At 47.6% G+C, this 23,630-nt stretch carries 21 protein-coding genes and 1 riboswitch; of the genes, 10 read left to right on the top strand and 11 right to left on the bottom strand.

Going from position 1 to position 23,630, the window contains the following annotated elements:
* The first annotated feature begins 27 nt into the window (after positions 1-27).
* Together bdbD and QRX25_RS16210 are read left to right on the top strand one after the other, a co-directional pair.
* Positions 28-699: a disulfide bond formation protein BdbD gene (gene bdbD / locus QRX25_RS16215; RefSeq protein ID WP_065982323.1), complete on the top strand. Its 672-nt coding sequence runs from the start codon at positions 28-30 to the stop codon at positions 697-699.
* Positions 689-1,108 carry a disulfide oxidoreductase gene (locus QRX25_RS16210; RefSeq protein ID WP_014471015.1) on the top strand — a complete coding sequence of 140 codons (420 nt, stop codon included), beginning with the start codon at positions 689-691 and terminating at the stop codon, positions 1,106-1,108. Before bdbD ends, QRX25_RS16210 begins: the two co-directional genes overlap by 11 nt.
* 33 nt (positions 1,109-1,141) lie before the next feature.
* On the opposite strand, the gene QRX25_RS16205 is transcribed toward QRX25_RS16210, so the two are convergent.
* The gene (locus QRX25_RS16205) at positions 1,142-1,942 is read right to left on the bottom strand and encodes a zinc-dependent metalloprotease (protein WP_115996952.1); all 801 of its coding nucleotides are present in this window, start codon (positions 1,940-1,942) and stop codon (positions 1,142-1,144) included.
* Between the two features lie 222 nt (positions 1,943-2,164).
* Here QRX25_RS16205 and QRX25_RS16200 point away from each other — a divergent pair, with 222 nt between their 5' ends.
* The 5 genes from QRX25_RS16200 to QRX25_RS16180 all read left to right on the top strand — a co-directional run bounded on the left by QRX25_RS16200 (position 2,165) and on the right by QRX25_RS16180 (position 11,265).
* Positions 2,165-2,773: a trimeric intracellular cation channel family protein gene (locus QRX25_RS16200; protein ID WP_212099303.1), complete on the top strand. Its 609-nt coding sequence runs from the start codon at positions 2,165-2,167 to the stop codon at positions 2,771-2,773.
* Positions 2,774-2,941: 168 nt separating this feature from the next.
* A complete protein-coding gene (helD, locus tag QRX25_RS16195; RefSeq protein WP_212099300.1) occupies positions 2,942-5,257 on the top strand; it encodes an RNA polymerase recycling motor HelD in 2,316 nt (771 codons plus the stop codon).
* Between the two features lie 174 nt (positions 5,258-5,431).
* Positions 5,432-7,240 (top strand): assimilatory sulfite reductase (NADPH) flavoprotein subunit, encoded by a 1,809-nt coding sequence (locus tag QRX25_RS16190; RefSeq protein ID WP_212099297.1) that lies wholly within the window; start codon positions 5,432-5,434, stop codon positions 7,238-7,240.
* 27 nt (positions 7,241-7,267) lie between these two features.
* The gene (cysI, locus tag QRX25_RS16185; RefSeq protein ID WP_212099294.1) at positions 7,268-8,983 is read left to right on the top strand and encodes an assimilatory sulfite reductase (NADPH) hemoprotein subunit; all 1,716 of its coding nucleotides are present in this window, start codon (positions 7,268-7,270) and stop codon (positions 8,981-8,983) included.
* A 266-nt stretch (positions 8,984-9,249) separates the two neighbouring features.
* Entirely contained in the window at positions 9,250-11,265 is a 2,016-nt protein-coding gene (locus QRX25_RS16180) for a Na+/H+ antiporter (RefSeq protein ID WP_115996959.1), read from the top strand.
* A 40-nt stretch (positions 11,266-11,305) separates the two neighbouring features.
* Here the strand turns inward: QRX25_RS16180 and QRX25_RS16175 are convergent, their stop codons facing one another.
* On the bottom strand, positions 11,306-11,791 hold the full coding sequence (locus tag QRX25_RS16175; protein ID WP_014471008.1) for a hypothetical protein: 486 nt from the start codon (positions 11,789-11,791) through the stop codon (positions 11,306-11,308).
* A 221-nt stretch (positions 11,792-12,012) separates the two neighbouring features.
* Between QRX25_RS16175 and pgoN the strand changes: the two genes are divergently transcribed.
* Positions 12,013-12,843: a glyoxal/methylglyoxal reductase gene (gene pgoN, locus QRX25_RS16170; RefSeq protein ID WP_212099291.1), complete on the top strand. Its 831-nt coding sequence runs from the start codon at positions 12,013-12,015 to the stop codon at positions 12,841-12,843.
* A gap of 34 nt (positions 12,844-12,877) precedes the next feature.
* Here pgoN and QRX25_RS16165 read toward each other — a convergent pair whose 3' ends face one another.
* The 7 genes from QRX25_RS16165 to modA all read right to left on the bottom strand — a co-directional run bounded on the left by QRX25_RS16165 (position 12,878) and on the right by modA (position 19,469).
* On the bottom strand, positions 12,878-14,023 hold the full coding sequence (locus QRX25_RS16165; RefSeq protein ID WP_115996961.1) for an ABC transporter permease: 1,146 nt from the start codon (positions 14,021-14,023) through the stop codon (positions 12,878-12,880).
* 1 nt (position 14,024) lies between these two features.
* Entirely contained in the window at positions 14,025-15,119 is a 1,095-nt protein-coding gene (locus QRX25_RS16160; protein WP_212099288.1) for an ABC transporter permease, read from the bottom strand.
* A 23-nt stretch (positions 15,120-15,142) separates the two neighbouring features.
* Positions 15,143-16,078, bottom strand: a complete 936-nt coding sequence (locus QRX25_RS16155) for an ABC transporter ATP-binding protein (RefSeq protein ID WP_065982314.1) — start codon at positions 16,076-16,078, stop codon at positions 15,143-15,145.
* Positions 16,079-16,197: 119 nt separating this feature from the next.
* Positions 16,198-17,301, bottom strand: coding sequence for a sensor histidine kinase (locus tag QRX25_RS16150; RefSeq protein ID WP_212101771.1), 1,104 nt, complete (start codon positions 17,299-17,301; stop codon positions 16,198-16,200).
* Positions 17,302-17,306: 5 nt separating this feature from the next.
* The gene (locus QRX25_RS16145) at positions 17,307-17,954 is read right to left on the bottom strand and encodes a response regulator transcription factor (protein WP_088613889.1); all 648 of its coding nucleotides are present in this window, start codon (positions 17,952-17,954) and stop codon (positions 17,307-17,309) included.
* Between the two features lie 92 nt (positions 17,955-18,046).
* Positions 18,047-18,730, bottom strand: a complete 684-nt coding sequence (gene modB, locus QRX25_RS16140) for a molybdate ABC transporter permease subunit (protein ID WP_212099284.1) — start codon at positions 18,728-18,730, stop codon at positions 18,047-18,049.
* Complete coding sequence (gene modA, locus QRX25_RS16135; protein ID WP_373925713.1) at positions 18,711-19,469, bottom strand: molybdate ABC transporter substrate-binding protein; 759 nt, start codon at positions 19,467-19,469, stop codon at positions 18,711-18,713. Before modA ends, modB begins: the two co-directional genes overlap by 20 nt.
* A gap of 156 nt (positions 19,470-19,625) precedes the next feature.
* Between modA and QRX25_RS16130 the strand changes: the two genes are divergently transcribed.
* Complete coding sequence (locus QRX25_RS16130; protein WP_065982312.1) at positions 19,626-20,552, top strand: substrate-binding domain-containing protein; 927 nt, start codon at positions 19,626-19,628, stop codon at positions 20,550-20,552.
* Between the two features lie 31 nt (positions 20,553-20,583).
* Here the strand turns inward: QRX25_RS16130 and QRX25_RS16125 are convergent, their stop codons facing one another.
* Positions 20,584-22,440, bottom strand: coding sequence for an LTA synthase family protein (locus QRX25_RS16125; protein ID WP_212099281.1), 1,857 nt, complete (start codon positions 22,438-22,440; stop codon positions 20,584-20,586).
* Positions 22,441-22,482: 42 nt separating this feature from the next.
* The gene (locus tag QRX25_RS16120) at positions 22,483-22,965 is read right to left on the bottom strand and encodes a metal-dependent hydrolase (protein WP_032876542.1); all 483 of its coding nucleotides are present in this window, start codon (positions 22,963-22,965) and stop codon (positions 22,483-22,485) included.
* Between the two features lie 183 nt (positions 22,966-23,148).
* On the opposite strand from QRX25_RS16120, the gene sspJ reads away from it, so the two are divergent.
* Entirely contained in the window at positions 23,149-23,289 is a 141-nt protein-coding gene (sspJ, locus tag QRX25_RS16115) for a small acid-soluble spore protein SspJ (RefSeq protein ID WP_003151760.1), read from the top strand.
* A gap of 122 nt (positions 23,290-23,411) precedes the next feature.
* Positions 23,412-23,592, top strand: a riboswitch (Lysine riboswitch).
* Positions 23,593-23,630 lie beyond the last annotated feature (38 nt).

Here is a 23,630-nt window from a genome sequence, read left to right as displayed (position 1 = left end):
TTATTTTAAAAACAATGAGGTGTCTGAGTGAAAAAGAAACAATCGTCTGCGAAATTTGCGGTGATCCTGACGTTAATCGTTGTCGTTTTATTTGCGGCCATCGTAATTATTAACAACCAATCGGAAAAAGCGGGCGAAACAGTCGCCGAACAGCCTTCCATTAAAGGACAGCCTGTGCTCGGCAAAGACAGCGCGCCTGTTACGGTAGTTGAATTCGGAGATTACAAATGTCCTTCATGCAAAGTATTTAACAGCGATATTTTTCCGAAAATCAAAAAAGATTTTATCGATAAAGGCGACGTGAAATTTTCTTTTGTGAACGTGATGTTCCACGGAAGCGGATCGCGTCTGGCGGCTCTTGCTTCAGAAGAGGTGTGGAAAGAAGACCCGGCATCATTCTGGGCATTCCATGAGAAGCTGTTTGAACAGCAGCCGTCAAGCGAACAGGAATGGGTCACGCCTGCATTGCTTGAAAAAACGGTCAAAAGCACCGCCAAAAAGGTTGATCCTGACAAGCTGAAGGAAAACCTTGATAAAGAAACCTTCTCAAAAGAGCTGAAAGCTGACACTGATCTGAATGATAAATTAAACATTACGGCGACACCGACGATTTACGTAAATGACAAATTGATTAAAGACTTCTCTGATTATAAGGAGATTTCAAAAACGATTAAGAAAGAGCTGAAAAATGAAAAATAGAATCGTATTTTTATATGCTTCTTGGGTAATAGCTCTTGTTGCCATGCTCGGCAGCCTTTATTTCAGCGAGATCAGAAAATTCATACCGTGCGAGCTGTGCTGGTATCAAAGAATTCTCATGTACCCGCTTGTCCTGATTTTAGGAATCGCCACCTTCCAGGGTGACACGCGCGTGAAAAAATATGTCCTGCCGATGGCCGTCATCGGCGCGTTTATATCGACAATGCATTACCTTGAGCAGAAGGTGCCCGGTTTCAGCGGCATCAAGCCGTGCGTCTACGGCGTTCCTTGCTCATCTGAATATATTAACTGGTTCGGTTTCATTACCATTCCTTTTTTAGCATTGACGGCATTTATTCTCATCATTATCTGCATGTGTTTTGTCAAAACGGAACGCACGGCAAAATAAAGAGCCTGCTCCATGGGAGCGGCTCTTTTTCTATTATTTGTACCAAGCTTTGTTTGTCTCAATCTGTCTGTTGTGGGAGCTGTCCCAAATATCCACGGAGTAGGCATAGTCATAATTCATGACGCAGCGGATGCCGCTGCCTTGGGCGTCATGCTGAAGTCCGAAATTATGGGAAAACTCGTGCTGGGCCGCTTTTGCCGTGTTGGCCGTACCTTGGTCAAGGTTCACGCTGAAAGCAGGGCCGCTCGGTTTGCCGTTATATACATATGCGATGCCGCCGGCGTCAAAACTTGATTTTGCGGTAAAACCGACGACAAAATGATAATTTTGATTACTGAAGCTGCTTTGGAGATTCGATAAAATCTGAGAACTGTTTGATCCGTAGGAATTCCAAGCCTGCACGGCCTGTACGACGAAATCAATGTTGTGATCACGGTTGAAGGCGACATCAGCCTGCTCCACGATCTGGACGATTCTTGTTTGCCAGTCGCTGTATTTGGCGCGGTATTCAGCGTCCGCCACCGCCAGCACCCTGACCTTCTGGCTGCCCGTGCTTGCTTTAGTCGAGGCTTTCTCCTGGTTGACATTGGCGTTGAATCGTTTCGTGCCGACCTGCTTACCGTTTTCATCCAAAATTTTTGTATCAACCGTCTGTTCAATCTGAACCGGGCCTTTCAGATCTTTAAAATGATCGGCTTTCGGAAGCGGGTCCGTATACACCGTTTTGGCCGGCTCCGCATGAGTGTGCGAATGCGTATGGCTTTCGGCTGACGGCAGGCCGGGAATTAATCCGGCGGCCAATAAAACAGGAAAAACAAGTGAACTGATTTTCATCTTATAACCCCCTTTATGTTAGAGTAGGTATTCAATGAAACTTCCAATAAACCTCCTAATATAGTATAAAATAGGAAAAAATTCTCGCTTCCGGCAGTTACGGAGGCGATTGTCCCGGTTTCGGAATCAGAATCTTTCAAAAATAAGGTTGATTTTAAGAGAAAGCGATTATAAAATCTAATGGTCGTCAGAAAATTTAACAAATAAAAAGGAGCATATGGAATGGCCTGGGAGCTGCTTAGTGTAATCGGCATCATTGCGTTTGCGGTCAGCGGAGCGATTGTTGCGATGGAAGAGGAGTATGATATTTTAGGCGTGTATATCTTGGGGATTGTAACGGCGTTTGGCGGAGGAGCCATCCGAAATCTGCTGATCGGTGTTCCGGTCTCCGCCTTGTGGGAGCAAGGCGCGTTTTTTCAAATCGCTCTCGCATCAGTTACGATAGTCTTTTTGTTTCCGAAGCTGCTGTTAAGACATTGGAGTAAATGGGGAAACGTATCCGATGCCATCGGGCTTTCCGCGTTTGCCATCCAAGGCGCTTTATATGCCGTGAAAATGGGCCATCCGCTCAGTGCGGTGGTTGCGGCTGCGGTGCTGACCGGAAGCGGGGGCGGCATCATACGGGATTTGCTCGCGGGCAGGAAGCCGCTTGTACTAAAGGCGGAAATTTATGCAGTCTGGGCCGCGCTCGGAGGATTAATCGTGGGCCTCGGCTGGGCCGGGAATGCGGCCGGTTTGTATTTGCTGTTCCTTGTGCTTGTGGCATGCCGTATCTGCAGTTATGTTTTCAGGTGGCGCCTGCCGAATCGTTCCTATCATATAGATCAGTAAAAAACCGATTTCACAATAGAAATCGGTTTTTTTGCGTAACGGCTTCTGAAAAAAAAGACGCCCGATAAGATAAGAAAAAGAGTATTTGACTATAATGCTGAATATTATGTTGCATATATGTTTGTGTGATGAGCCGAATTTGTCAGCTTGATGTCGGAGGTGCCGCTGATGGCAAAACGTGATGAAGAATGGAAAGAAGAGCAGGGACGAATCAATTTTGTAATGAAAGAACTGAATCAGAAAGAAACGCGGATTGAAGCATCATCGGGCGGATTGAAGCAGGATATTGTCGGCCTGAGAAAAACGTTCTGGGATGATGTCACCGTTAATTTGGATGACGCCCATGAAGCGGCGGAAACATTTTCAAGCATCAAACAGCAGGCGGAAATGCTTTCAGAGCGTGAACGGACGCATCGGCTTCAATATCGGCAGCTTCAAAAAATCCAAAAGCTGAAAGCCTCTCCTTACTTCGGCCGTGTCGATTTTACGGAAAAAGGGGAATCTTCTTCCGAGCGGATTTATATCGGGCTGACTTCTTTAATGGACGAAAACAATGAGCAATTTCTCATTTACGATTGGCGGGCGCCCATCTCATCTCTTTACTATCAATATTCCCCGGGAAAAGCCCGCTACGAAGTTCCGGAAGAAACCATAGAAGGCGACATCACACTGAAGCGGCAGTTTATCATTAAAAACGGGACGCTTAAAGCGATGTTCAACACGGATATGACGATTGGTGACGAAATGCTGCAAGAGGTGCTAAGCGAACATTCCGGCCGGCATATGAAAAATATCGTGTCAACCATACAAAAAGAACAGAATGAAATCATCCGGGATGAAAAAAGCAAATTTCTCATCGTTCAGGGAGCCGCCGGAAGCGGGAAAACATCCGCGGCGCTTCAGCGGGCCGCTTATTTGCTGTACCGAGGGCGCGGTGTCCTTGATGCCCGTCAGATTGTGCTGTTTTCTCCGAACATTTTGTTCAACAGTTACGTTTCCGCCGTATTGCCGGAACTGGGAGAAGAGAATATGGAGCAGGCCACCTTTCAGGAATATATCGCCCGCCGGCTCGGACGAAAGTTTGATTGTGAAAGCCCGTACGAGCAGCTCGAATATTGCCTGACTGAGCAAAATCAGGAGGCGCTTTCCGTAAGGCTCGGAGCCATCGCCTACAAAGCGTCATCAGCTTTCCGGACCATGATTGACCGTTACGCCGGATCGCTTTCCGTCTCCGGCCTGATGTGTAAACAGATCAGCTTCCGAGGAGAAATACTGATTTCAAAAGAGCGGATTGAAGATTACTTTTACTCACTTGATCAGCAGCTGCCGATTCCGAACAGAGCGGAGCTGACGGCGGAATGGCTTCTCGGGGAAATCAGCGCACTCGAAAAAAAGGAACGTAAGAAGGAATGGGTTCTGCAGGAGAGTGAGCTGCTTGATAAGGAAGACTATGCTCAGGTTTATCAAAAACTCAAGAAGCAAGCGGCGGATGATGAACCTGCTTTTGACGACCATCAGCGCGAACAGCGGCTGCTTGGCGCCATCATTGTGGGAAAAGCTTTTAAGCCGATTAAGCAGGCAGTCAGACAGCTTGGCTTTCTCGATATAAAACGGATGTATCTCCGGCTGTTTTCAGACTGGGGATCCTATGAAAAGCCTGATCATTGGCAGAGCATCGGCGCTTTGACCCGGAAAGCGTTCGCAGAGCAGTCACTCCCTTATGAAGATGCAGCTCCGTATCTTTATTTACAGGACCTAATAGAAGGAAAAAGAAAAAACACACAAATGAAGCACGTATTCATTGATGAAGCGCAGGATTATTCCCCATTTCAGCTGACGTATATTCAAAGCATCTTCCCAACAGCGAAGATGACGGTGCTCGGTGATATCAGCCAGTCGATTTATGCCCACACCATCACGGGCCCTTCTTCACTTGCCGGCTGCTTTCGCAATGGCGCAGAAAAATATGTCAGCCTGAAGCGGACTTACAGATCGACGCGGCAGATTGTTGAATTTACGAAAGCGCTGCTCGATGACGGCGATGACATTGAGCCTTTTAACCGGAACGGGGAAAAACCGCGTGTCCTGCGGGCGGATACAGAAAAAGCGCGGCAGGAGCAATTGACGGAAACAATACGGGAACTCAGGCAAAAAGGCTGGGAGACGATCGCCGTCATCTGCAAAACTGCCGCGGAAGCAAAAAAAGTATTTCAGGCGGTCAGTGTCGCAAGCGATGTCCGTTTGATCAATAAAGAAAATCAGCCTTTCCAAAAAGGGGTATGCGTCATTCCCGTGTATTTGGCAAAAGGCATTGAGTTTGACGCCGTCATTGTCGCTGACGCCTCTGTTACTCAATACAAAAGCCAGCATGACCGCAAGCTGTTATATACGGCCTGCACGCGGGCGATGCATCATCTGACCGTGCTGTCACCCGGAGAATCTTCTCCTTTTATAAAAGAAGTGCCCGCCAGCTTATTCGTGTAAGCCCTTTGCCGAGTGCAAAGGGCTTTTTATCATTAGTAATCTTAATCATTATCATCATGATTATATATTTTACTTACATACAAATTTTCGGTAAAGTTTCAATTAGAATATTATTTTGACAATTCCTATAGAAATAACGTACGTTACGTTTAATTCCTTGTGAGGTGGATATCGTTGCAACTTCAGGTCATGAACAGTCCGTTTAATCAGGAGCAGGCAGAGCTCCTTAACCGCCTTCTGCCGACCTTGACAGAATCACAGAAAATCTGGCTGAGCGGTTACTTGGCTGCGGCCCGGTCCGAGTCCGGTGAAACAGCCGCACCCGCTCCCCAGGTTCCGGCAGAAAGCCCGGCAGTCTCAAGAGAGGTGACCGTCTTATACGGGTCGCAAACGGGAAATGCGGAAGGTCTTGCGAAACAGACGGTAAAGACGCTTGAGGAACGGGGATTCCAGGTCACCATAGCGTCGATGAATGATTTTAAGCCGAATAGTCTGAAAAAAATAAACAATTTACTGATCGTGGTAAGTACGCACGGAGAAGGAGATCCGCCGGATAATGCGCTGGCTTTTCATGAATTTCTTCACGGCAGACGCGCGCCGAAGCTTGAAGCGCTCCGTTTTTCCGTTTTGGCGCTCGGTGACAGCTCGTATGAATTTTTCTGCCAAACCGGCAAAGAATTTGATGAGCGTCTTCAAGAGCTCGGCGGCACGCAGCTTGCGCCCCGGGTTGATTGCGATCTCGATTATGATGAGCCGTTTTCGGAATGGCTTGACGCGGTCATCGGCGGTTTGAACGAAGGAGCGGGAAACCAAACAGCCGAAGCGCCTGCCGAAACGCCCGGTCTCGGTGAATCCGTTTATTCCAGAACAAATCCGTTTCGGGCGGAGGTTCTTGAGAACATCAATCTGAACGGACGCGGTTCGAATAAAGAAACGCGCCATCTCGAGCTTTCGCTTGAAGGCTCGGGTCTCGCGTATCAGCCCGGAGACAGCCTCGGCATCTATCCGGAAAATGACCCGGCGCTGGTTGATGAGCTGATCCATGAGCTGAAATGGGACCCGAAACAGGAAGTGGCGGTGAATAAACAAGGAGAGCTCCGTCCGCTGAAAGACGCGCTGACTTCTCATTTTGAAATCACCGTCCTGACAAAACCGCTCCTGCAAAAGGCCGCACAGTTTACGGCTGACAAAAAGCTGAGTGAACTTCTGGCCGAAGGGAACGAAGAGCAGGTGAAAGCATACATCAACGGCCGTGACCTGCTTGATCTCGTCCGTGATTTCGGCCCGTGGGAAGCGTCCGCGGAAGACTTTCTTTCAATCCTGCGTAAAATGCCGGCCCGGCTCTATTCGATCGCAAGCAGTTTAGAAGCGAATCCGGAAGAAGTGCATCTGACAATCGGAGCGGTCAGATATGACGCGCACGGCAGGGAACGAAAAGGCGTCTGCAGCATTCTGTGTGCGGAACGGCTCCAGCCGGGAGATACGCTTCCGATTTACATTCAGCATAACCAAAACTTCAAGCTGCCGGAAAATCCGGATACACCGATCATTATGGTCGGGCCGGGGACAGGCATCGCGCCTTTCCGTTCCTTTATGCAGGAGCGTGAAGAAACCGGAGCCGAAGGGAAAACATGGCTGTTTTTCGGAGATCAGCACTTTGTCACTGATTTTCTGTATCAGACGGAATGGCAAAAATGGCTGCAAAACGGTGTACTTACAAAAATGGACGTCGCTTTTTCCCGGGATTCGGAGGAAAAAGTATATGTGCAGCACCGCATGAAAGAACGAAGCAAAGAGCTGTATGAATGGCTGCAGCAGGGAGCAGCCGTATACATCTGCGGTGATGAACAGCATATGGCGCATGACGTGCACCAGGCGCTTCTCGATATTATTCAGGAAGAAGGCGGCATGAGCCGTGAAAAAGCGGAAAGCTTCCTGGCAGACATGCAGCAGAAAAAACGCTATCAGCGTGACGTATATTGATTTTGGTTTGAAAGGAGCTTATTCAGCATGGTGAACAACATTTTAAAAGCGCCGGAAGGCCCTCCAAGTGATGTTGAGGATATTAAAGAAAAAAGTGATTATTTGCGCGGCACATTGAAAGAAGTCATGCTAGACCGGATTTCAGCCGGCATCCCGGACGATGACAACCGGCTGATGAAGCATCACGGAAGCTACTTGCAGGATGACCGCGACCTCCGCAATGAACGTCAGAAACAAAAGCTTGAACCGGCGTATCAGTTCATGCTGCGCGTCCGGATGCCCGGCGGCGTTTCAACTCCGGAACAATGGCTTGTCATGGATGAACTGGCGCAAAAATACGGAAATCATACATTAAAGCTGACAACGCGTGAAACATTCCAAATGCACGGAATTTTAAAATGGAACATGAAAAAAACGATTCAGAAAATCAATGCGGCGCTGCTTGATACCATTGCGGCCTGCGGAGATGTCAACCGAAACGTCATGTGCGCTTCAAATCCGTATCAGTCGGAAATTCATGCCGAAGTATACGAATGGTCGAAAAAACTGAGCGACGACCTTCTTCCGCGCACGAGAGCCTATCATGAAATCTGGCTTGATGAAGAACGTGTGGCGGGCACTCCTGACACGGAAACGGAACCGATGTACGGGCCGCTGTATCTGCCGCGGAAATTCAAAATCGGAATCGCCGTGCCTCCGTCCAATGATATCGATGTCTTTTCTCAAGATCTTGGCTTCATTGCCATTGTAGAAGAAGGCAGGCTTATCGGCTTTAATGTAGCGATCGGCGGCGGTATGGGAATGACGCACGGCGATACGGCCACTTATCCGCAGCTTTCAAAAGTCATCGGCTTCTGCAAGCCGGAGCAGCTTTATGATATAGCGGAAAAAGTTATTACGATTCAGCGTGATTATGGAAACCGTTCCGTCAGAAAGAATGCCAGATTCAAATATACCGTTGACCGTCTCGGGCTGGACAACGTAAAAAACGAGCTGGAAAACCGCCTTGGCTGGCAGCTGGATGAAGCGAAACCTTATCATTTTGACCATAACGGCGACCGTTACGGATGGGTGAAGGGCGTAAAAGGAAAATGGCACTTTACGATGTTTATCGAAGGCGGCCGTGTCACGGACTATGAGGATTACAAGCTGATGACGGGATTGCGTGAAATCGCCAAAGTCCATACGGGGGATTTCCGTCTCACCTCTAATCAAAACCTGATTATCGGCAATGTCTCGAGCCAGAAAAAGCAGCAAATCAGCGAATTAATCGAACAATACGGCCTGACAGACGGCCGGCAGCATTCCGCCCTGCGCCGCAGTTCAATGGCTTGCGTCGCGCTTCCGACATGCGGGCTCGCCATGGCCGAAGCGGAGCGGTATCTGCCGAAGCTGATTGATAAAATTGAAGAAATTGTTGACGAAAACGGGCTGCGGGATGAAGAAATCACCATCCGTATGACAGGATGCCCGAATGGCTGCGCCCGCCATGCGCTCGGCGAAATCGGTTTTATCGGAAAGGCGCCGGGAAAATATAATATGTATTTAGGAGCAGCGTTTGACGGCAGCCGTTTAAGCAAAATGTACCGGGAAAATATCGATGAAGAGGAAATTTTGAGTGAGCTTCGCACCATTCTGCCGCGCTACGCGAAAGAGCGGGAGGAAGGCGAACACTTCGGAGATTTCGTCATCCGCGCGGGCATCATTAAAGCGACAACAGACGGAACGAATTTTCACGAATAAAACAGAGCTGCTGACAAGAACGCAGCCTGCGAAAAGCTTGTTTTCACTGAAAACAAGCTTTTTTCTTTTCTGGAAAAATAAAGTGGGAGGCAAAAAGTTCGCCGTGAGCACGTTATGAGAAATTTTAAATAAAAACGGGTAAAATAAAAGAAGACTGGTTGTGTGCGGAAAATATATCAGGCCTGCCCGATGATTGGCTCCGGCCTTTGATCAAGGAAGAGAACAGGCAATGATGATACAATGCAGCAGATGAAGGAGGTCATGCTTTGGACATATTTTTAGTCGTACTCGTACTTTTAACCATCATTGCGATCTCAAATATTATAAATCGGTTTGTCCCCTTTATCCCGGTGCCTCTGATTCAGGTGGCGCTCGGTATCATTGCGGCGTCATTTCCACAGGGGCTTCATTTTGAACTGAATACCGAATTGTTTTTTGTTTTGTTTATTGCTCCGCTGCTTTTTAACGATGGAAAACGAACGCCGCGTGCGGAACTTTGGAATTTAAGAGCGCCGATTCTGCTTCTTGCGCTCGGGCTCGTGTTTGCCACGGTGATTGTCGGCGGTTACACCATTCATTGGATGATTCCGGGTATTCCGCTGGCCGCCGCGTTCGGCCTGGCGGCGATTCTGTCACCGACTGACGTTGTTGCGGTCAGCGCTCTGTCAGGACGTGTGAAGATGCCAAAAGGCATTCTCCGTCTCCTTGAAGGAGAAGGGCTGATGAATGACGCATCCGGCCTGGTCGCTTTTAAATTTGCGATTGCGGCAGCCGTGACGGGGGCATTTTCGCTCGCGCAGGCCGCGTTCAGCTTCGTTCTGATTTCAGCCGGCGGTTTACTCAGCGGTGTCGTTATTTCTTTTTTGATTATCCGTTTCCGGTTATTTTTGCGCCGCCTCGGCATGCAGGATGTCACGATGCATATGCTCATTCAAATTCTGACGCCGTTTGTCATCTATCTGGCGGCTGAAGAAATCGGCGTTTCCGGCATTTTAGCGGTTGTGGCCGGCGGCATCACGCATGCGGTGGAGCAGGATCGTCTTGAGTCAACGATGGTCAAACTGCAAATCGTCTCTTCAAGTACGTGGAATATTATTTTGTTCATTCTTAACGGTCTTGTTTTCGTGATTTTAGGAACGCAAATACCGGATGTGATTTCTGTCATTTTTAATGACACCGCGTTTAACAATATGATGGTCATCGGGTACATTATCGTCATTACGCTGACGTTAATGATTCTCAGGTTTTTGTGGGTGCTGTTTTTTTGGAACGGGAAGTGGTTTTTTAACAAGGACCAGAGCATTTATAAGCCCGGCCTGCGCTCCACCCTGCTGATTTCAGTTTCAGGCGTCAGGGGAGCGGTCACGCTTGCGGGTTCCTTTTCCATACCGTACGTGATCTCCGACGGCTCGCCGTTTCCTGAACGGAATTTGATTCTCTTTTTAGCCGCGGGCGTTATTTTGTGCACATTGGTGCTGGCGACAATCGTACTGCCGATTCTGACTGAAAAGCCGGAAGACAATGTGAAAGAAAAGAAAGTCAAATTGCTGACAGCGAGACGGAAGCTGATAAAGGCTGCTTTAACGGCCATTAAAGAAAATATGAATGAGACAAACAAAACGGCTTCTTTTGCGGTCATTGCCGAGTACAATGAGAAAATGAAAAATCTCAGGTTCCAGCAGTTCAATGTAAAAAACCGCACGAAAAAAGATGAACGGAAGGTTCGCGCCCAAGGGATACAGGCTGAACAGGAAGAATTGCTGCGGCTGATTGAGCGGGGCGACATACCGGAAGAAACGGCCGACAGTTTACAGGAACGGTTCGATGAGCTGGAAGTGCTTTATACCAATCCGTTTAAAGTCGGCTTGTCTAAGAAAAAGCTGAAACGGCTGATGTACTGGATCTTTTTCGGCGAACATAAAAAGCCGGAAATGTCGATTTTAAATGAAGAAGGCCTTATTCGCGCCACAAGGGTTAAAACGGCAAAAGCGGCTATTGAAAGCCTGAAAAAACACATGACCGAAGAAAATAAAGACGTGACGCTTGCCGTCATTTCCTTTTACAATCACTTGATTTTCAGGCTGGGGCACTCGTATCACGAACAGAGTCCGAGCCGCCGTTTTGAAAATCAAAAACTCGAAATCAAACTGCGGGCCGTGCAGGCCATCCGCAACGAAATCCAAACATTATTCGAAGAACGGGAGATTTCCCGCGACATGTCGCATGAGCTTCGCCAATACATTAATGATGTTGAGGCGGCCATGCTTGACGGAGATGAATAAACGAAAAAAGTCCGGCGTATGTGCGCCGGACTTTTTTATATTACGGGCGATGGAATTCGACGTGATTGCCGTCGCGGTCAAACCAGCCTCTGAAGGCCCAGTTGATCCAGCCGCCATCGCCTTTATTGGTGAAGCTTCCGTCTTCAAACACCCAAATGCCGTACGTAATGCCGTCATAAACGGCCGAACCGTAAAACTGAACGCCGTTAAAATGATCTTCATATTCCTGGCTTAAATTAAACACCATGACGTTATATTTTTGTCCGGAAGAATAGAATGAAGATTCCATTAAATTTTTGACGAAGCCGTCACGGTTTTTTGCGGACTTGATCGCGTCTGCAATTTGATTGCCGATTCCGAGGAGGTCAACGTCAATATTTAATCCTACATCTTTTGCTGAGACATCTGATGTTTGCTGTGCCATGTTTTGAGGGACCGGGTTTTCTTTTGCGGATACAAAGGACAGAGGAGTCAGAGACAAAGCGGCGCCAAGGGCAACGGACATAGGGATACGCATACGTTTCATAATATTTCCTCCTTCAATTGTTTGGTGGCTACAGTAGCGATTTACCCGGACAGTTACCTCTTTAACCTTAATTATTCAAAAATAGGAAAATAATAACGTTAATGGTTCTTGGGAACTAAAAATGGTTTCTGTTAGAACGATGAGCGTATAATTGGTTTCTTACCGCAGAAATATGAGATAATAATAACCGTTTACATAATGACTAGAAAGGATGGTTCAACGTGGCAAAAAGCTTAAAAGATACTGTAAAGCTTCATAATGGCGTTGAAATGCCGTGGTTCGGCCTTGGCGTGTTCAAGGTGGAAAACGGAAGCGTAGCGGCAAACGCTGTCGAAGCGGCTATCAGAAACGGCTACCGCAGCATTGATACGGCGGCTATTTACAAAAATGAAGAAGGTGTCGGTGAAGGCATCAGAGCTGCAGGCGTTGCCAGAGAAGAGCTGTTCATCACGTCAAAAGTGTGGAATGAAGATCAAGGATACGAAACGACACTTGACGCGTTTGAGAAAAGCCTTGAGCGCCTCGGCCTCGACTACCTCGATCTTTATCTGATTCATTGGCCTGGCAAGGATAAATATAAAGACACATGGCGCGCTCTTGAAAAGCTGTACAAAGACGGCAAAATCCGCGCAATCGGCGTCAGCAACTTCCAAGTGCATCATTTAGAAGAACTGCTGAAAGATGCTGAAATCAAGCCGATGGTCAACCAGATAGAATTCCATCCGCGCCTGACTCAAAAAGAAGTAAGAGATTTCTGCAAAGCGCAGGGCATTCAAGTGGAAGCATGGTCTCCATTGATGCAGGGACAACTCCTGGATAACGATGTGCTGTCACAAATTGCGGAAAAACATAACAAATCGGTTGCTCAAGTGATTTTGCGCTGGGACCTTCAAAACGAAGTCGTTACCATTCCGAAATCCATTAAAGAGCACCGCATTATAGAAAATGCCGTTATTTTTGATTTCGAACTGTCACAGGAAGAAATGGAAAACATCAGCGCATTAAACAAAAACGAGCGTGTCGGCCCGAATCCGGACGAGCTTCTGTTCTAAGAAAAAACAGCCCTTTACGGGGCTGTTTTTCGTTTTACATAAATGTCTGTGTCTGCCGTTTTACGCTGAACCTGTATGCGGCAATTAATAAAAGGGCGGCGGCGAAGGCTCCTAAAATAGTGATATTCAGTGTCAGGCTTTGGAGCGAACGGCCGTGCTGCAGTTGATCCACCGTATCGAGCACCCAGTGCTGAGGCAGAAATTCGGCGATTGTCTGCACCGTTTTCGGCATAATATTGCCGGGAAAGAAGCAGCCTGCCAGCAAACATGTCGGTACGACGATTAAATTCAAAAGCGCCGACGCCGAAGCGCTGCTGTTGGAAAAACCGACGGTAATAAAGGCGATCCCGATCGCGCTTAAGGCAAACAGCATCATCAGGGCGAACAGCTGCCACAGCGGGAATGACGGCTGAATATGAAAAGCTGTGCCCATAAAGAGAACGGCGAATATAATTTGGACGGCCATGATGATCATATTCACCGCCGCGTTCGCCAATACATACTGTTTTGACGTGATCGGCGTTGACAGCAGCCTGTAGTACGTTCTGTTTTCTCTCTCTTTAATCATCAGTTCTGTCAGGTTGCCGGCGGAATAGAGCATAATAATGATGAGATACCCGATGACTGAGTAAGTCATTTCTTTATGGTTCGATGTATCTTGTAAAACAGCTGATTCCGTTTGAATGGGAGAATGCTTGAAATCGGCGTACATCGCCTGAAATGCTTTCGCGTCTCCGCCGGAAGATTTGCCGATTGAGGCGGCGCTGTTAATATAATTGTACAGATAAGAGCTGACATACCCGGTGACCTGGGCGCCTTTCAGCGAGGTCATGCCGATGTGAGACGGTCTCCCGTCTTTTACGCTTTGAGAAAATCCTTTTTCAAACGTAATCAGCGCCTCCATTTTCCCTGACGCGATCTTTGATGAGGCAGACGCAGCCGTTTCCTCCGAAATCCTCACATGATCCAGCCCTTTTAAAAACGATACCGTATCCTGGGACACTTCTCCTCCGTCTTGGTTGAGAATGCCGATATTGAGCGTTTCGGCTCCGCCATTGGCATTGGTCATGAAGGAGAGAAAGACGCCGATCAGCGGTGCGCCGATATAAAGGATGAGCTGTTTTTTGCTTTTTGTAATCCCTTTGAGAGTATGTGTAAACAGCCACCAGAAGTTTTTCATATTACAGTCCCTCCCGTCTATGAAACGTAACCGCGGCGATCAGCAAAAAAAGCGCCGCTAATGCTGTATTTAAACCAATTGCAGGCCAGGCGGCTGATACGTCATTGGCGTATATAATTTTATTAATCGCCTTATTGATCCAGGTTAATGGCGACAGGGCGGAAATTCCTCCGTCTTCATATTTATAATAGGCGCCGCCGATAATGGACATCACCTGAACGATGATGACAGTGATTAATCTGGCGCTTTCGGGTTTTCTGGTCAAATAGCTCATGCTGAGACCGAAGCTGACGGCCAAAAGAATTTCAGAGACGAGAATCAAAAGCACAAGTCCCATATGGCTGCCCCAATTCGCTTTTAAGATAAATTTGCTGAAGGCGACAACGGCAAGGATCGTCAGAAAGTTCACAGCCAAAATGCCGAGCATTTTTCCGAGAAAGATATCGCTTTTCGAAAGCGGCGCGGCGATCAGGCGATCCGCAGTGTGCCGTATTCTTTCCCCGCGGAACAAGGTGCTTGCAAAAATTGAGGCGTACAGCCCGATCATTGTCGTCATGGAGACCGCGTAAAAATCTTTCGCTTTCGGTTCTTTCGCTTTGTTTAAAGACGTTTGCTTAATATAATCACTTTTTATTTCGCCGGCGGCAGGTGCCTTATGTGCCTTGTAAGCGGCGGCGCCAGCCTTGTATTGGTTGGTAAAAGCGGTCAGCATGCCTTGGACGATCGTGCCGTTCATGCCGCTCCGGTCATTTGTATAGATTTGAAAACCGCTGTTTTTTACAGTGACGAAAGCATCCGCCTGATTTTCACGAACATCGTTTTTGCCTTTTGCTTCAGTGTCCGCTTTTTGAAAATAGACATGCTCTTTTTTGGCTGCTTTCATAAAATCAGTAAAATAATGAGAAAGAGGGCCGTTTGACTGGTCCGTATAAACCACCTTGATATTTCCGACCGTCACCTCTGAGTCAAAGGCGTTTGATAATGCCGCACTGAAAATCAGCATAAAGACGATCGGAAAAGCAAGCATGAAAATAAAGGTCCGTCTGTCACGGAAACTGATTTTGATTTCTTTCCCGGCGATGTGCAGTATACGCATTTGCAATCCTCCTTTCAGTTTGGTCAGTCGCGCAGGCTTCTGCCTGTCAGAGTGAGAAATACCGTTTCTAAGTCAGGGGCCTGTTCCTGTAAGGAGCGGATTTCAATTCCTTTGTCCATGAAGTATCGGATCAGGCGGTTTAAATTGTTGACCCCTGTGTCAGAGCTGATTTTTACGCTGTTTTCTTCCAGTGCCGCGGCTCTGACGCCGGGAATCTCCTGAATATCGCCGAGGCTGATGCCGTTTCCGGATGACAGCTCAATCACGACATCTTTTGTGTCGGTAATGATGGAGGTCAGCTGTTCCTTTGTGCCTTCCGCGATGACTTTTCCGTGGTCAATGATGGCGATGCGCGTGCATATTTCTTCAACTTCCTCCATGTAATGGCTCGTATAGATGATCGTGCAGCCCATTTCATTCAGCTTTTTCACTGATTGCAGAATATAATTTCTTGATTGCGGGTCAATGCCGACCGTCGGTTCGTCCATGATGATCAATTTCGGCCGGTGGGCAAGGGCGCAGGCAATATTGAGCCGGCGTTTCATTCCGCCGGAAAAATGCTTCGGCAGATATTTGTGTTTATCGCTCAAGCCGACGAATGTCAGTGCTTCCTCGACCCGTTCTTTCAGAGCCGCCCCTCTCAGGCCGTATAACCCCGCGAAGAATTTCACATTTTCATAGGCGTTTAATTCTTCGTAAATGGCGAGGTCCTGCGGGACGATGCCGATATTCATTTTCGTTGCTTTGCTGTGCTTGAAAATATCTTTGCCGAGAAACAAGATGTCTCCGCCGGAAGGTTTTAAAAGGCCTGAAATCATGTTGATGGTTGTGCTTTTTCCGGCTCCGTTTGCGCCGAGAAACCCGAAAATCTCACCTTCTTTTACGGCAAGTGACATTTGGTCAACGGCGGCGTAATCGCCGAATTTCTTACTCAGCTGTTTGAGCTCCAAAATGTTCATGTTTCCACCTCTATGTCTTATGATGCTCTTATTATAAAAAAAAGAATGAACGGCCGTTAGTGCAGCAGTTCATTCCTTTGACATGAGAATCTTCATATTTTTCGCATGAAAACATTCACTTATTCAATCGGCAGCAATGTCGTGACGGAAAAACCCGCCGTGCCGTCAAAAATGACGGTTCCGCGAAGAACGGCGGCCCGTTCTTCCATACCGAGCATGCCGAGGCCTTTTTTAAAGCGGACGGCGCCGTTTCCGTTATCTTTCACTTCCGCTTTCACGGCTTTATTCAGTACATGAATATCAATGGAAACCTGTGTGGCATCGGCGTATTTCATCGTGTTGGTCAGGGCTTCGGTTACGTTTTCCTGAATGACTTTCCAATGCATTTGCGTCAGCCTGTCCAAATCGCCTCTGTACGTAAACGGAACCGGCAGGCCGTTTTTAGCCGAAAATTCATCAATAAATGTTCTTAATCTGTGAATGCCCATTTGTTCAGCGGGCGGTTTCATATTTTTCAGCGTAATCCGGATATCCTCTATGCCCTCTTTAGAAATGGTAATGGCGTTTTGAAGCAGGCCTGCCGCTTTTTCAGGATGGGAGCTGAGCATCCGCTTTGCCGCTTCCATCTGAATGAGCGCGCCGGTCATGGAGTGGCCGATTTTGTCATGGATGGCTTGGGACAATCTGTTTCTTTCTTCGAGTTTGCCGGTGTACTCCGATTGTTTGATGTATTCTGTGCTGCTGTGCAGCTGTTTCGTCAGCTTTTCGATGCTCGACCGCATGCTGTCTGACTGCTCCTCATATTTCTTCAGCCGAGCGTTTGACCGGGCGGCCAATACGAAAATCGCCAGACAGAACAGGGTTATGACGGTATAGGCGGGAAGATCGCCGTACGGGATAAATAAAAATGGCAAAAACACAAACAGGCAGAACACATAGCGGTGAACCGGGTATTCGGCAAGGACGGCGAAAATGGCGGGCGGTAAAAGAAACAGAAACGCCGGATGGCCCCGTACGGAAAGCCAGAGGGTCAATGCCAGCGCGAGCAGGGTGATTCCGCGTCTCCAAGCGGGCGGCCTGATCATGCAGACCGCAATGCCCAAAGACAGATAAAGCAGCAGAAACAAGACTGCGTACGGCGTGTAAAGGCGGTCTGCCGATACGAATAAAAAGGCCGTGTAAAAAATGACGATCAGTCTGCTCATCAGCATCCAAAAATGCATACCGTTCAACGCCCGTTATCCACCTTCCCGGTAATATAATAAATCGCGATCTGCGTTCTGTGCTCAAGTCCCGTTTTCCCTAAAATAGATGAAATATAATTGGCCGTCGTCCCTTCAGAAATGAAAAGCTGTTTTGAAATTTCCCTGTTCGAGAATCCTTTCGCAATGAGCGACATGATGCTGAGCTCTCTTTCAGTAAACTGGCTTTCATCAATCTGATGCGCTGTTTCCGCCGGACGGAAAAGGCTGTCTTTTATTTTATCCAGCACGGTGTCCTGAAGGATGCTGTGTCCGTTGAAGACGCTTTTGATCGCATCGCGGATCCGTTCCGGTTCGGTGTTTTTTAATAAATATCCTTTCGCGCCGTTTTTAATCGCTTCTAAAATATACTCATCGTCATCAAATGTCGTCAGGATCATCGGCTTCGTATCCGTTTCCTCAGCAATCCGCTTTGCGGCTTCGACGCCGTTCATTACCGGCATGCGGACGTCCAATAAAGCGATATCGACGGGATTGTTTTTACAATACTCCGCCGCCTCCAGTCCGTTTTCCAAAGTTGCCGATACAGTAAATTCCTCATATGTATGCAAAATGATTTTCATTCCTTCTCTGATGAAAGAATTATCATCCGCGATAATGACATTAATCTTCATGGCCGCATCCTTTGTGTGTTTTTGTTTCATTATATACCATCCGATTTTAAATCAAAAAGCCTCCCGGCGAAATCTGCGCGGAAGGCGGATGGTCAAGCGGGTTTTTTCAATTGGATGAAAAACAGCATCAGAAAAGAAATGATCATAATACAGATCACCCATACCCAGGCAAGTGTTTCATTACCGGAATCCATCGCGACGTAAATCGCTGTCGGCAGCGTTTGGGTGACGCCCGGGATGTTTCCCGCAAACATTAAGGTCGCCCCGAATTCACCGAGCGCTCTTGCGATACTGAGAATGCTTCCGGTCAAGAGGGAGGGAAAGGCAAGCGGGACGGAAATGCGGGTAAATACCTGCCATCTGCCGGCTCCGTCTACTTTCGCCGCTCCTTCGATGTCAGAATCAACCGCGGCGAAACCCGTTTTGGCGGACTGATACATTAGCGGGAAAGCGACGATGGCCGAAGCGATCACCGCGGCCCACCACGTGAAGATGACGGACTGGTGAAAAATCTGTTCAATCGCCCGGCCGATAACGCTGTGTTTCCCGAAAATGATAATCAGAATGAAACCGACAACGGTAGGAGGAAGAACGAGCGGGAGCATAAACAGGGTTTCCACGGCCGTTTTTCCGGGAAATTTCGCTTTCGCCATCCAGGCGCCGGCGAGCGTCCCGAGAATGATGACGGCGATGCCTGATGCCAAAGCCACCTCAAAAGACAGTACGACGGGAGTGAAAAATTCCGAAGCCGTAATATTACTTGGCAGTAAATCCATATTTCTTAAACACTTTCATCGCTTCATCTGACTGCAGATACTGATAAAACGCTTCTGCTTCTTTACGGTGCTTTGTATCCTTGACGATGCCGAGCGGATACACGATCGGATCGTGTGTTTTCGCGGGCGCTTCATCGGTGATTTTCACCTTCTTTGAAATCAGCGCGTCTGTTTTATAGACAAGCCCGGCATCAACATTTCCGGTTTCAACATAAGAAAGCACCTGGCGGACGTCTTTTGCATAGACGACTTTATCTTTTACCTTGTCCCATAGGGATAATTTCGTCAATGACTGTTTGGCGTATTGTCCGGCCGGAACGGATTCAGGCGTGCCGAGCGCGATTTTATCCGTACTGTCTTTTTTCAGGTCATTCAGATGTGTAAGGTGTGCGCTGTTTTTCTCAGGCACGATCATGACGAGGTCGTTTTTCAAAAGATCCGTGCTGTCTTTTTTGTCGATATCTCCGTCATCAACGAGCTTTTGGAATTTATCTTCGGCTGCCGAGAAGAATAAATCAGCTCCCGCGCCTTGTGAGATTTGTTTTTGCAATGTGCCCGATGATCCGAAGTTGTCTTGAATGGTCACATTTGAATGGGACTTTTCATAGTTGGTTTGGATTTCTTCAAGCGCATCTTGGGCGCTGGCCGCCGCGGAAACGGTCAGCGTCACTTTTTCGTTTTGTCCGCCTTTGGACGATTGTCCGGATGAGCAGCCCGCAGCTGCCAGGAAAACGGCCATAGCCGCAGTTGTGATTAGTGTCGCTTTCTTTTTCAAAATGGTGCACCCCTTATAGCTAAATATCATTAGATCACACTAATTATAACGTAAATGTACGTTGTGTTGCGGTTTTTTTTCAATAACTGAACAGTTATAATAAAAACGGAGCGTGATATTATGGCAGAAGCCACTTCCTATACAATAGAAGAGGTTGCGGGCCTTTTGAAGGTCTCAAAACTGACGGTATATGATTTGATAAAAAAAGGGCTCATTCCGGCGTACAAGGTCGGGAGACAGATGAGAGTCGATGAAGAAGACTTAAAACAATATAAAGCAAACATGAGGATGTCAAAAAAGCCATCCGCAGCCGATGCGGCTGACTCGTCCCGCAGGCGGGAGCCGGAAAAAAGGGAGTCCGTTATCATCAGCGGGCAGGATGTGTCGATGGACCTCCTCAGCAAACAGCTGGAACGAACGATACAGGCGGCTCCGCTCCGCAAGTACAGCGGCAGTTTAAACAGCCTGATCGAGATGTACCGGGGGGCTTGCGATATCGTCAGTCTTCATTTGTACGATGGGGAGACGGGGCAGTATAACATTCCGTATGTGAAGCGCATTCTTTCAGGAGAGCCGTTTGCGCTCTTTCATGTCGTGCTTCGGCAGGCCGGATTATATGTGAAAAAAGGCAATCCGCTGAACATTCAGGGCTTTCAGGACTTGAGCAGAAAGGACGTCCGCATCGTCAATCGCGAAAAAGGATCAGGCGCGAGAGTGCTGCTGGATGAACAGCTCAGATCATTCGGCATCACGCCGTCTGATGTCGCCGGCTACCATGACATTGTCACGGATCATCTGTCAGCGGCTTCACAAGTATCCGGCGGAAAAGCGGATATAGGAGTCGGATCGCAGCATGCGGCGCATATGGCAGGCACGGATTTTATCCCGGTGATCAGTGAGCAGTACGATGTTGTCGTCTTAAAACAAAACCTGGAGCTTGTTCAAAGCGTGCGGGACATTCTCAATTCCGAGGAATTCAAGTCTCAGCTTTCTCAATTATCCGGATATGATACGAAAATGACCGGACGGCTGATATATGAAACATAAAAAAATCCCTCCATAAAACGGAGGGATTTTTTTATTGCTTGTAAAACCGCAGCAGGTCGCCGTTTAATATTTTATCGGAAAGCATCAGCTCTTGTTCCGCTTTTTCTTTTTCATCGCTGCACGCGCTCACGTCAGAAAGCGGTTCACCCGTTTTGCGGCTGTAACACGTATTTTTCGTATAAATATGATCATCCGTGATAAAGCTGCCGTTTCTCAGTACAGCAAACGGAGTCCGCTCTTTGGAAAACAGATCATTGCCGAACTGAATGCTGCCTTTCGTTTCAATGCCGAGAAGGTGAAGCAGCGTCGGTTTTACATCAACCTGTCCCGCAGCGGAAGCAACCGTTTCCGGCGCACGGTCGGTCACCCCGGGAATATGAATGATAAACGGCACGCGCTGAAGCTGAACCGTATCAAACGGAGTGATTTCCTCTTTTCCTAAGAATTCGGCAAGTCCTTTATTATGAGCTTCGGATATGCCGTAATGATCTCCCATCAGGACGATCATCGAGTTGTCATACAGTCCTGCTTTTTTCAGCTTCTTGAAAAAGTGTTTTAAGGCCTCATCTTCATAGCGGACCGTTGTCACATAGCGGTTTAATAAATCGCTGCTTGTGTCCGGTTCATCAATGAGCTGATCTTGTTTTTCAATTTCAAAAGGAAAATGGTTGGTCAAGGTCAGCAGGCTTGCATAAAACGGCTGCGGAAGCTTCTTTAATTTTTCCGCTGACTGCTCGAGAAACTCTTTGTCCTTCAGGCCCCAGCCCGTTGAATTTTCCTGTGTCACCTGAAATTCATCCGCGTCAAAAAAACGGTCGATTCCGAAGGCCCCGTACATCTCGTCCCGGTTCCAAAAGGCCTTATGGTTGGCATGCAGAACGGCTGAATAGTATTGATGGTCTTTTAACGCATGGTACATCGTATTGAACCGGTGGCCGCTTTTGGTAAAAAAAACGGCGCCGCTGGAAGACGGGTACAGCGAATTCGCGGTGATGAATTCTGAATCTGAGGTTTTACCCTGTTCGGTCTGCTGATAAAAATGAGTGAAATCATAACTTTTTTTCCGCAGCTTATTCATAAACGGGGTAATCTCCTGACCGTTAACCCGTTCATCCATCACAAAACGCTGTGTTGACTCGAGCGTCACAAAAATCACATTGCGTCCCTTTGCAAGCCCGAACTTTGAATCGGACGGGCTGCTGTAGTCGGCTTGAGTGTAATTCGCCACCGCCGCAAGGCTGTCTTCATCTGCAAACGCTTTAGCCCCTGCATTCAGCGTCTGCGAAATGGTGTCATACAAATGAAAGTGGAACAGGCCGATTCCTTTTACGAGCGCTTCGCGATCAAAAGGATGCTTGAACAGCTTCGGCTGCTCGGCCTCAGACAGCGCAAGGTTGCACAGCATGAGGCCGGCTGATGCCCACACATACGCTTTAACGGTCCGGGCGCCTGCTTTTCCCTTACCGGCTGTATCCCTTTTCGCAAGATAAAACAGAACCGCAATATCCAAGAATAAAGCGATATAAAGCGGGTGAAACAACTCTTGGACGCTGCTTCCCATATCGCCCATATTGCTCGCCTGAAATAAAACCGGTATGGTGATAAAATCAATATAAAACCCGTAAAACACCGTGTTTGCGATTAAAATCCCCGTCAGCATCACATTGGCCGAAAGCAAAAAGATCCGCTGTTTTTTTTCCGTCAGGAGCAGGGCGATGCCGAACAGCGGCACAATGAAGCTCAGCGGATTAATGAGAAGCAGACATTCCTCAAGAACAGAATTGTTCTGCAGATCAAAACCGAGCTTATAAACGACATATGTTTTTATCCACATGAACAGGATGGACAAGCATAAAAACCGATGATTTTTGAAAAAGGATTTCTTCATATGTATGACTCCTCACCCTAAAAGCGGAAAGACGCTTTTTGTTTAAGAGATGCGGCCGTGAACCAGTTCGTATAAATAATAGCAGGATACAATCGTTAAGCCGGCCAGCACAAGCTGCTCCGAAAAGCTCCCCGTCCTCATATAAAGGGGAAGACGGAAGCGGATCGCGGACGGAAACAGCAGTTTAATCCCGTTGACGGTCCATGCGTCAAGCACAAGATGGCTTGCCATTCCGATCATCAGTCCGGCGGAAATGCTTGGATTCGGAATGTAGGATGCCGTGATGAAAAACATAATAAGCATAAACAGCAGGCTGTGTGTAAATGTTCTGTGTCCGAACACCGTGCTTACGATTTTGGACAGAACGGGCAGCGTCCTGCCGATTTTGCTTTTCGTATGGCATATATCGGGAATCAGCGCCCCGAGGGCACCCGCTGAGGTCATCAGAACCGGATCATACCCGTAATAATAAGCAATTGCGGAACAAGAAGCGATGCCTCCCATGATGTGTGTTTTTCCTGTCATTTTTCGCTTCTCCTTTTTATTTTTGCCAAAATCCCCTGAATTACAAATATATCAAGAGAATGCATGTTTGATCAACAAACTTTACCTGTAACACCAAAAGGAAGGAGACGCGGATTCCGCATATTCTGCTACGGAAAAAGACACATTATAGGTGTACCTATATTTGATAAAGAGGTGATACAGATGGCTTTCTTTAACAAAGAAAAAGGAAAAAACAGCGATAAAAACAAAAACGTCATTCAAGGTGCGCTTGACGACGCCAGTGCAGCTCTGAAAGACGATCCGCTTCAAGAAGCTGTTCAAAAGAAAAAAAACAACCGCTGACCATATAAAACGGGTAGGGCGAATGCTCTATCCGTTTTCCGTCTAATTTTTCCCTTTGACAGATCTTTTTATCTCTGATAACCTCTGAGTAGAATTGAATGATAAAAATCCTCACTCTTTCTCGGTGAGGTAGAGGTTGCGCTTGATGATGAGTCGCACATGCCAGGCTGACAGGGGCCGCAAAACATGTGTTAAAGGCATCAGCGCCGAAGTGTAAAGAAAGCCGATCCTTCTTTATGCTGGGACTGTATCTGAATAAGTGCAGGACTGCCGCGTGCTTTTTCGCGGAGGGCTATCCGGAGATCAAGAGTGTGTGTTTCTTTAAGCATGGACTTTTGTTC

The sequence above is a fragment of the Bacillus sp. L381 genome, assembly GCF_030284525.1.
GTDB classification, from domain to species: domain Bacteria; phylum Bacillota; class Bacilli; order Bacillales; family Bacillaceae; genus Bacillus; species Bacillus amyloliquefaciens.
Note: the sequence above shows the minus strand (reverse complement) of the source record. Positions and strands in the feature narration are given on the sequence as shown.

Coding starts and splice junctions, on each gene's coding strand:
- QRX25_RS16210 (WP_014471015.1), top strand. CDS start 689: ATGAAAAATAGAATCGTATTTTTATATGCTTCTTGGGTAATAGCTCTT.
- QRX25_RS16205 (WP_115996952.1), bottom strand. CDS start 1,942: ATGAAAATCAGTTCACTTGTTTTTCCTGTTTTATTGGCCGCCGGATTA.
- QRX25_RS16200 (WP_212099303.1), top strand. CDS start 2,165: ATGGCCTGGGAGCTGCTTAGTGTAATCGGCATCATTGCGTTTGCGGTC.
- helD (WP_212099300.1), top strand. CDS start 2,942: ATGGCAAAACGTGATGAAGAATGGAAAGAAGAGCAGGGACGAATCAAT.
- cysI (WP_212099294.1), top strand. CDS start 7,268: ATGGTGAACAACATTTTAAAAGCGCCGGAAGGCCCTCCAAGTGATGTT.
- QRX25_RS16175 (WP_014471008.1), bottom strand. CDS start 11,791: ATGAAACGTATGCGTATCCCTATGTCCGTTGCCCTTGGCGCCGCTTTG.
- QRX25_RS16165 (WP_115996961.1), bottom strand. CDS start 14,023: ATGAAAAACTTCTGGTGGCTGTTTACACATACTCTCAAAGGGATTACA.
- QRX25_RS16160 (WP_212099288.1), bottom strand. CDS start 15,119: ATGCGTATACTGCACATCGCCGGGAAAGAAATCAAAATCAGTTTCCGT.
- QRX25_RS16155 (WP_065982314.1), bottom strand. CDS start 16,078: ATGAACATTTTGGAGCTCAAACAGCTGAGTAAGAAATTCGGCGATTAC.
- QRX25_RS16150 (WP_212101771.1), bottom strand. CDS start 17,301: ATGCATTTTTGGATGCTGATGAGCAGACTGATCGTCATTTTTTACACG.
- QRX25_RS16145 (WP_088613889.1), bottom strand. CDS start 17,954: ATGAAGATTAATGTCATTATCGCGGATGATAATTCTTTCATCAGAGAA.
- modB (WP_212099284.1), bottom strand. CDS start 18,730: ATGGATTTACTGCCAAGTAATATTACGGCTTCGGAATTTTTCACTCCC.
- modA (WP_373925713.1), bottom strand. CDS start 19,469: ATGGCCGTTTTCCTGGCAGCTGCGGGCTGCTCATCCGGACAATCGTCC.
- QRX25_RS16130 (WP_065982312.1), top strand. CDS start 19,626: ATGGCAGAAGCCACTTCCTATACAATAGAAGAGGTTGCGGGCCTTTTG.
- QRX25_RS16125 (WP_212099281.1), bottom strand. CDS start 22,440: ATGAAGAAATCCTTTTTCAAAAATCATCGGTTTTTATGCTTGTCCATC.
- QRX25_RS16120 (WP_032876542.1), bottom strand. CDS start 22,965: ATGACAGGAAAAACACACATCATGGGAGGCATCGCTTCTTGTTCCGCA.
- sspJ (WP_003151760.1), top strand. CDS start 23,149: ATGGCTTTCTTTAACAAAGAAAAAGGAAAAAACAGCGATAAAAACAAA.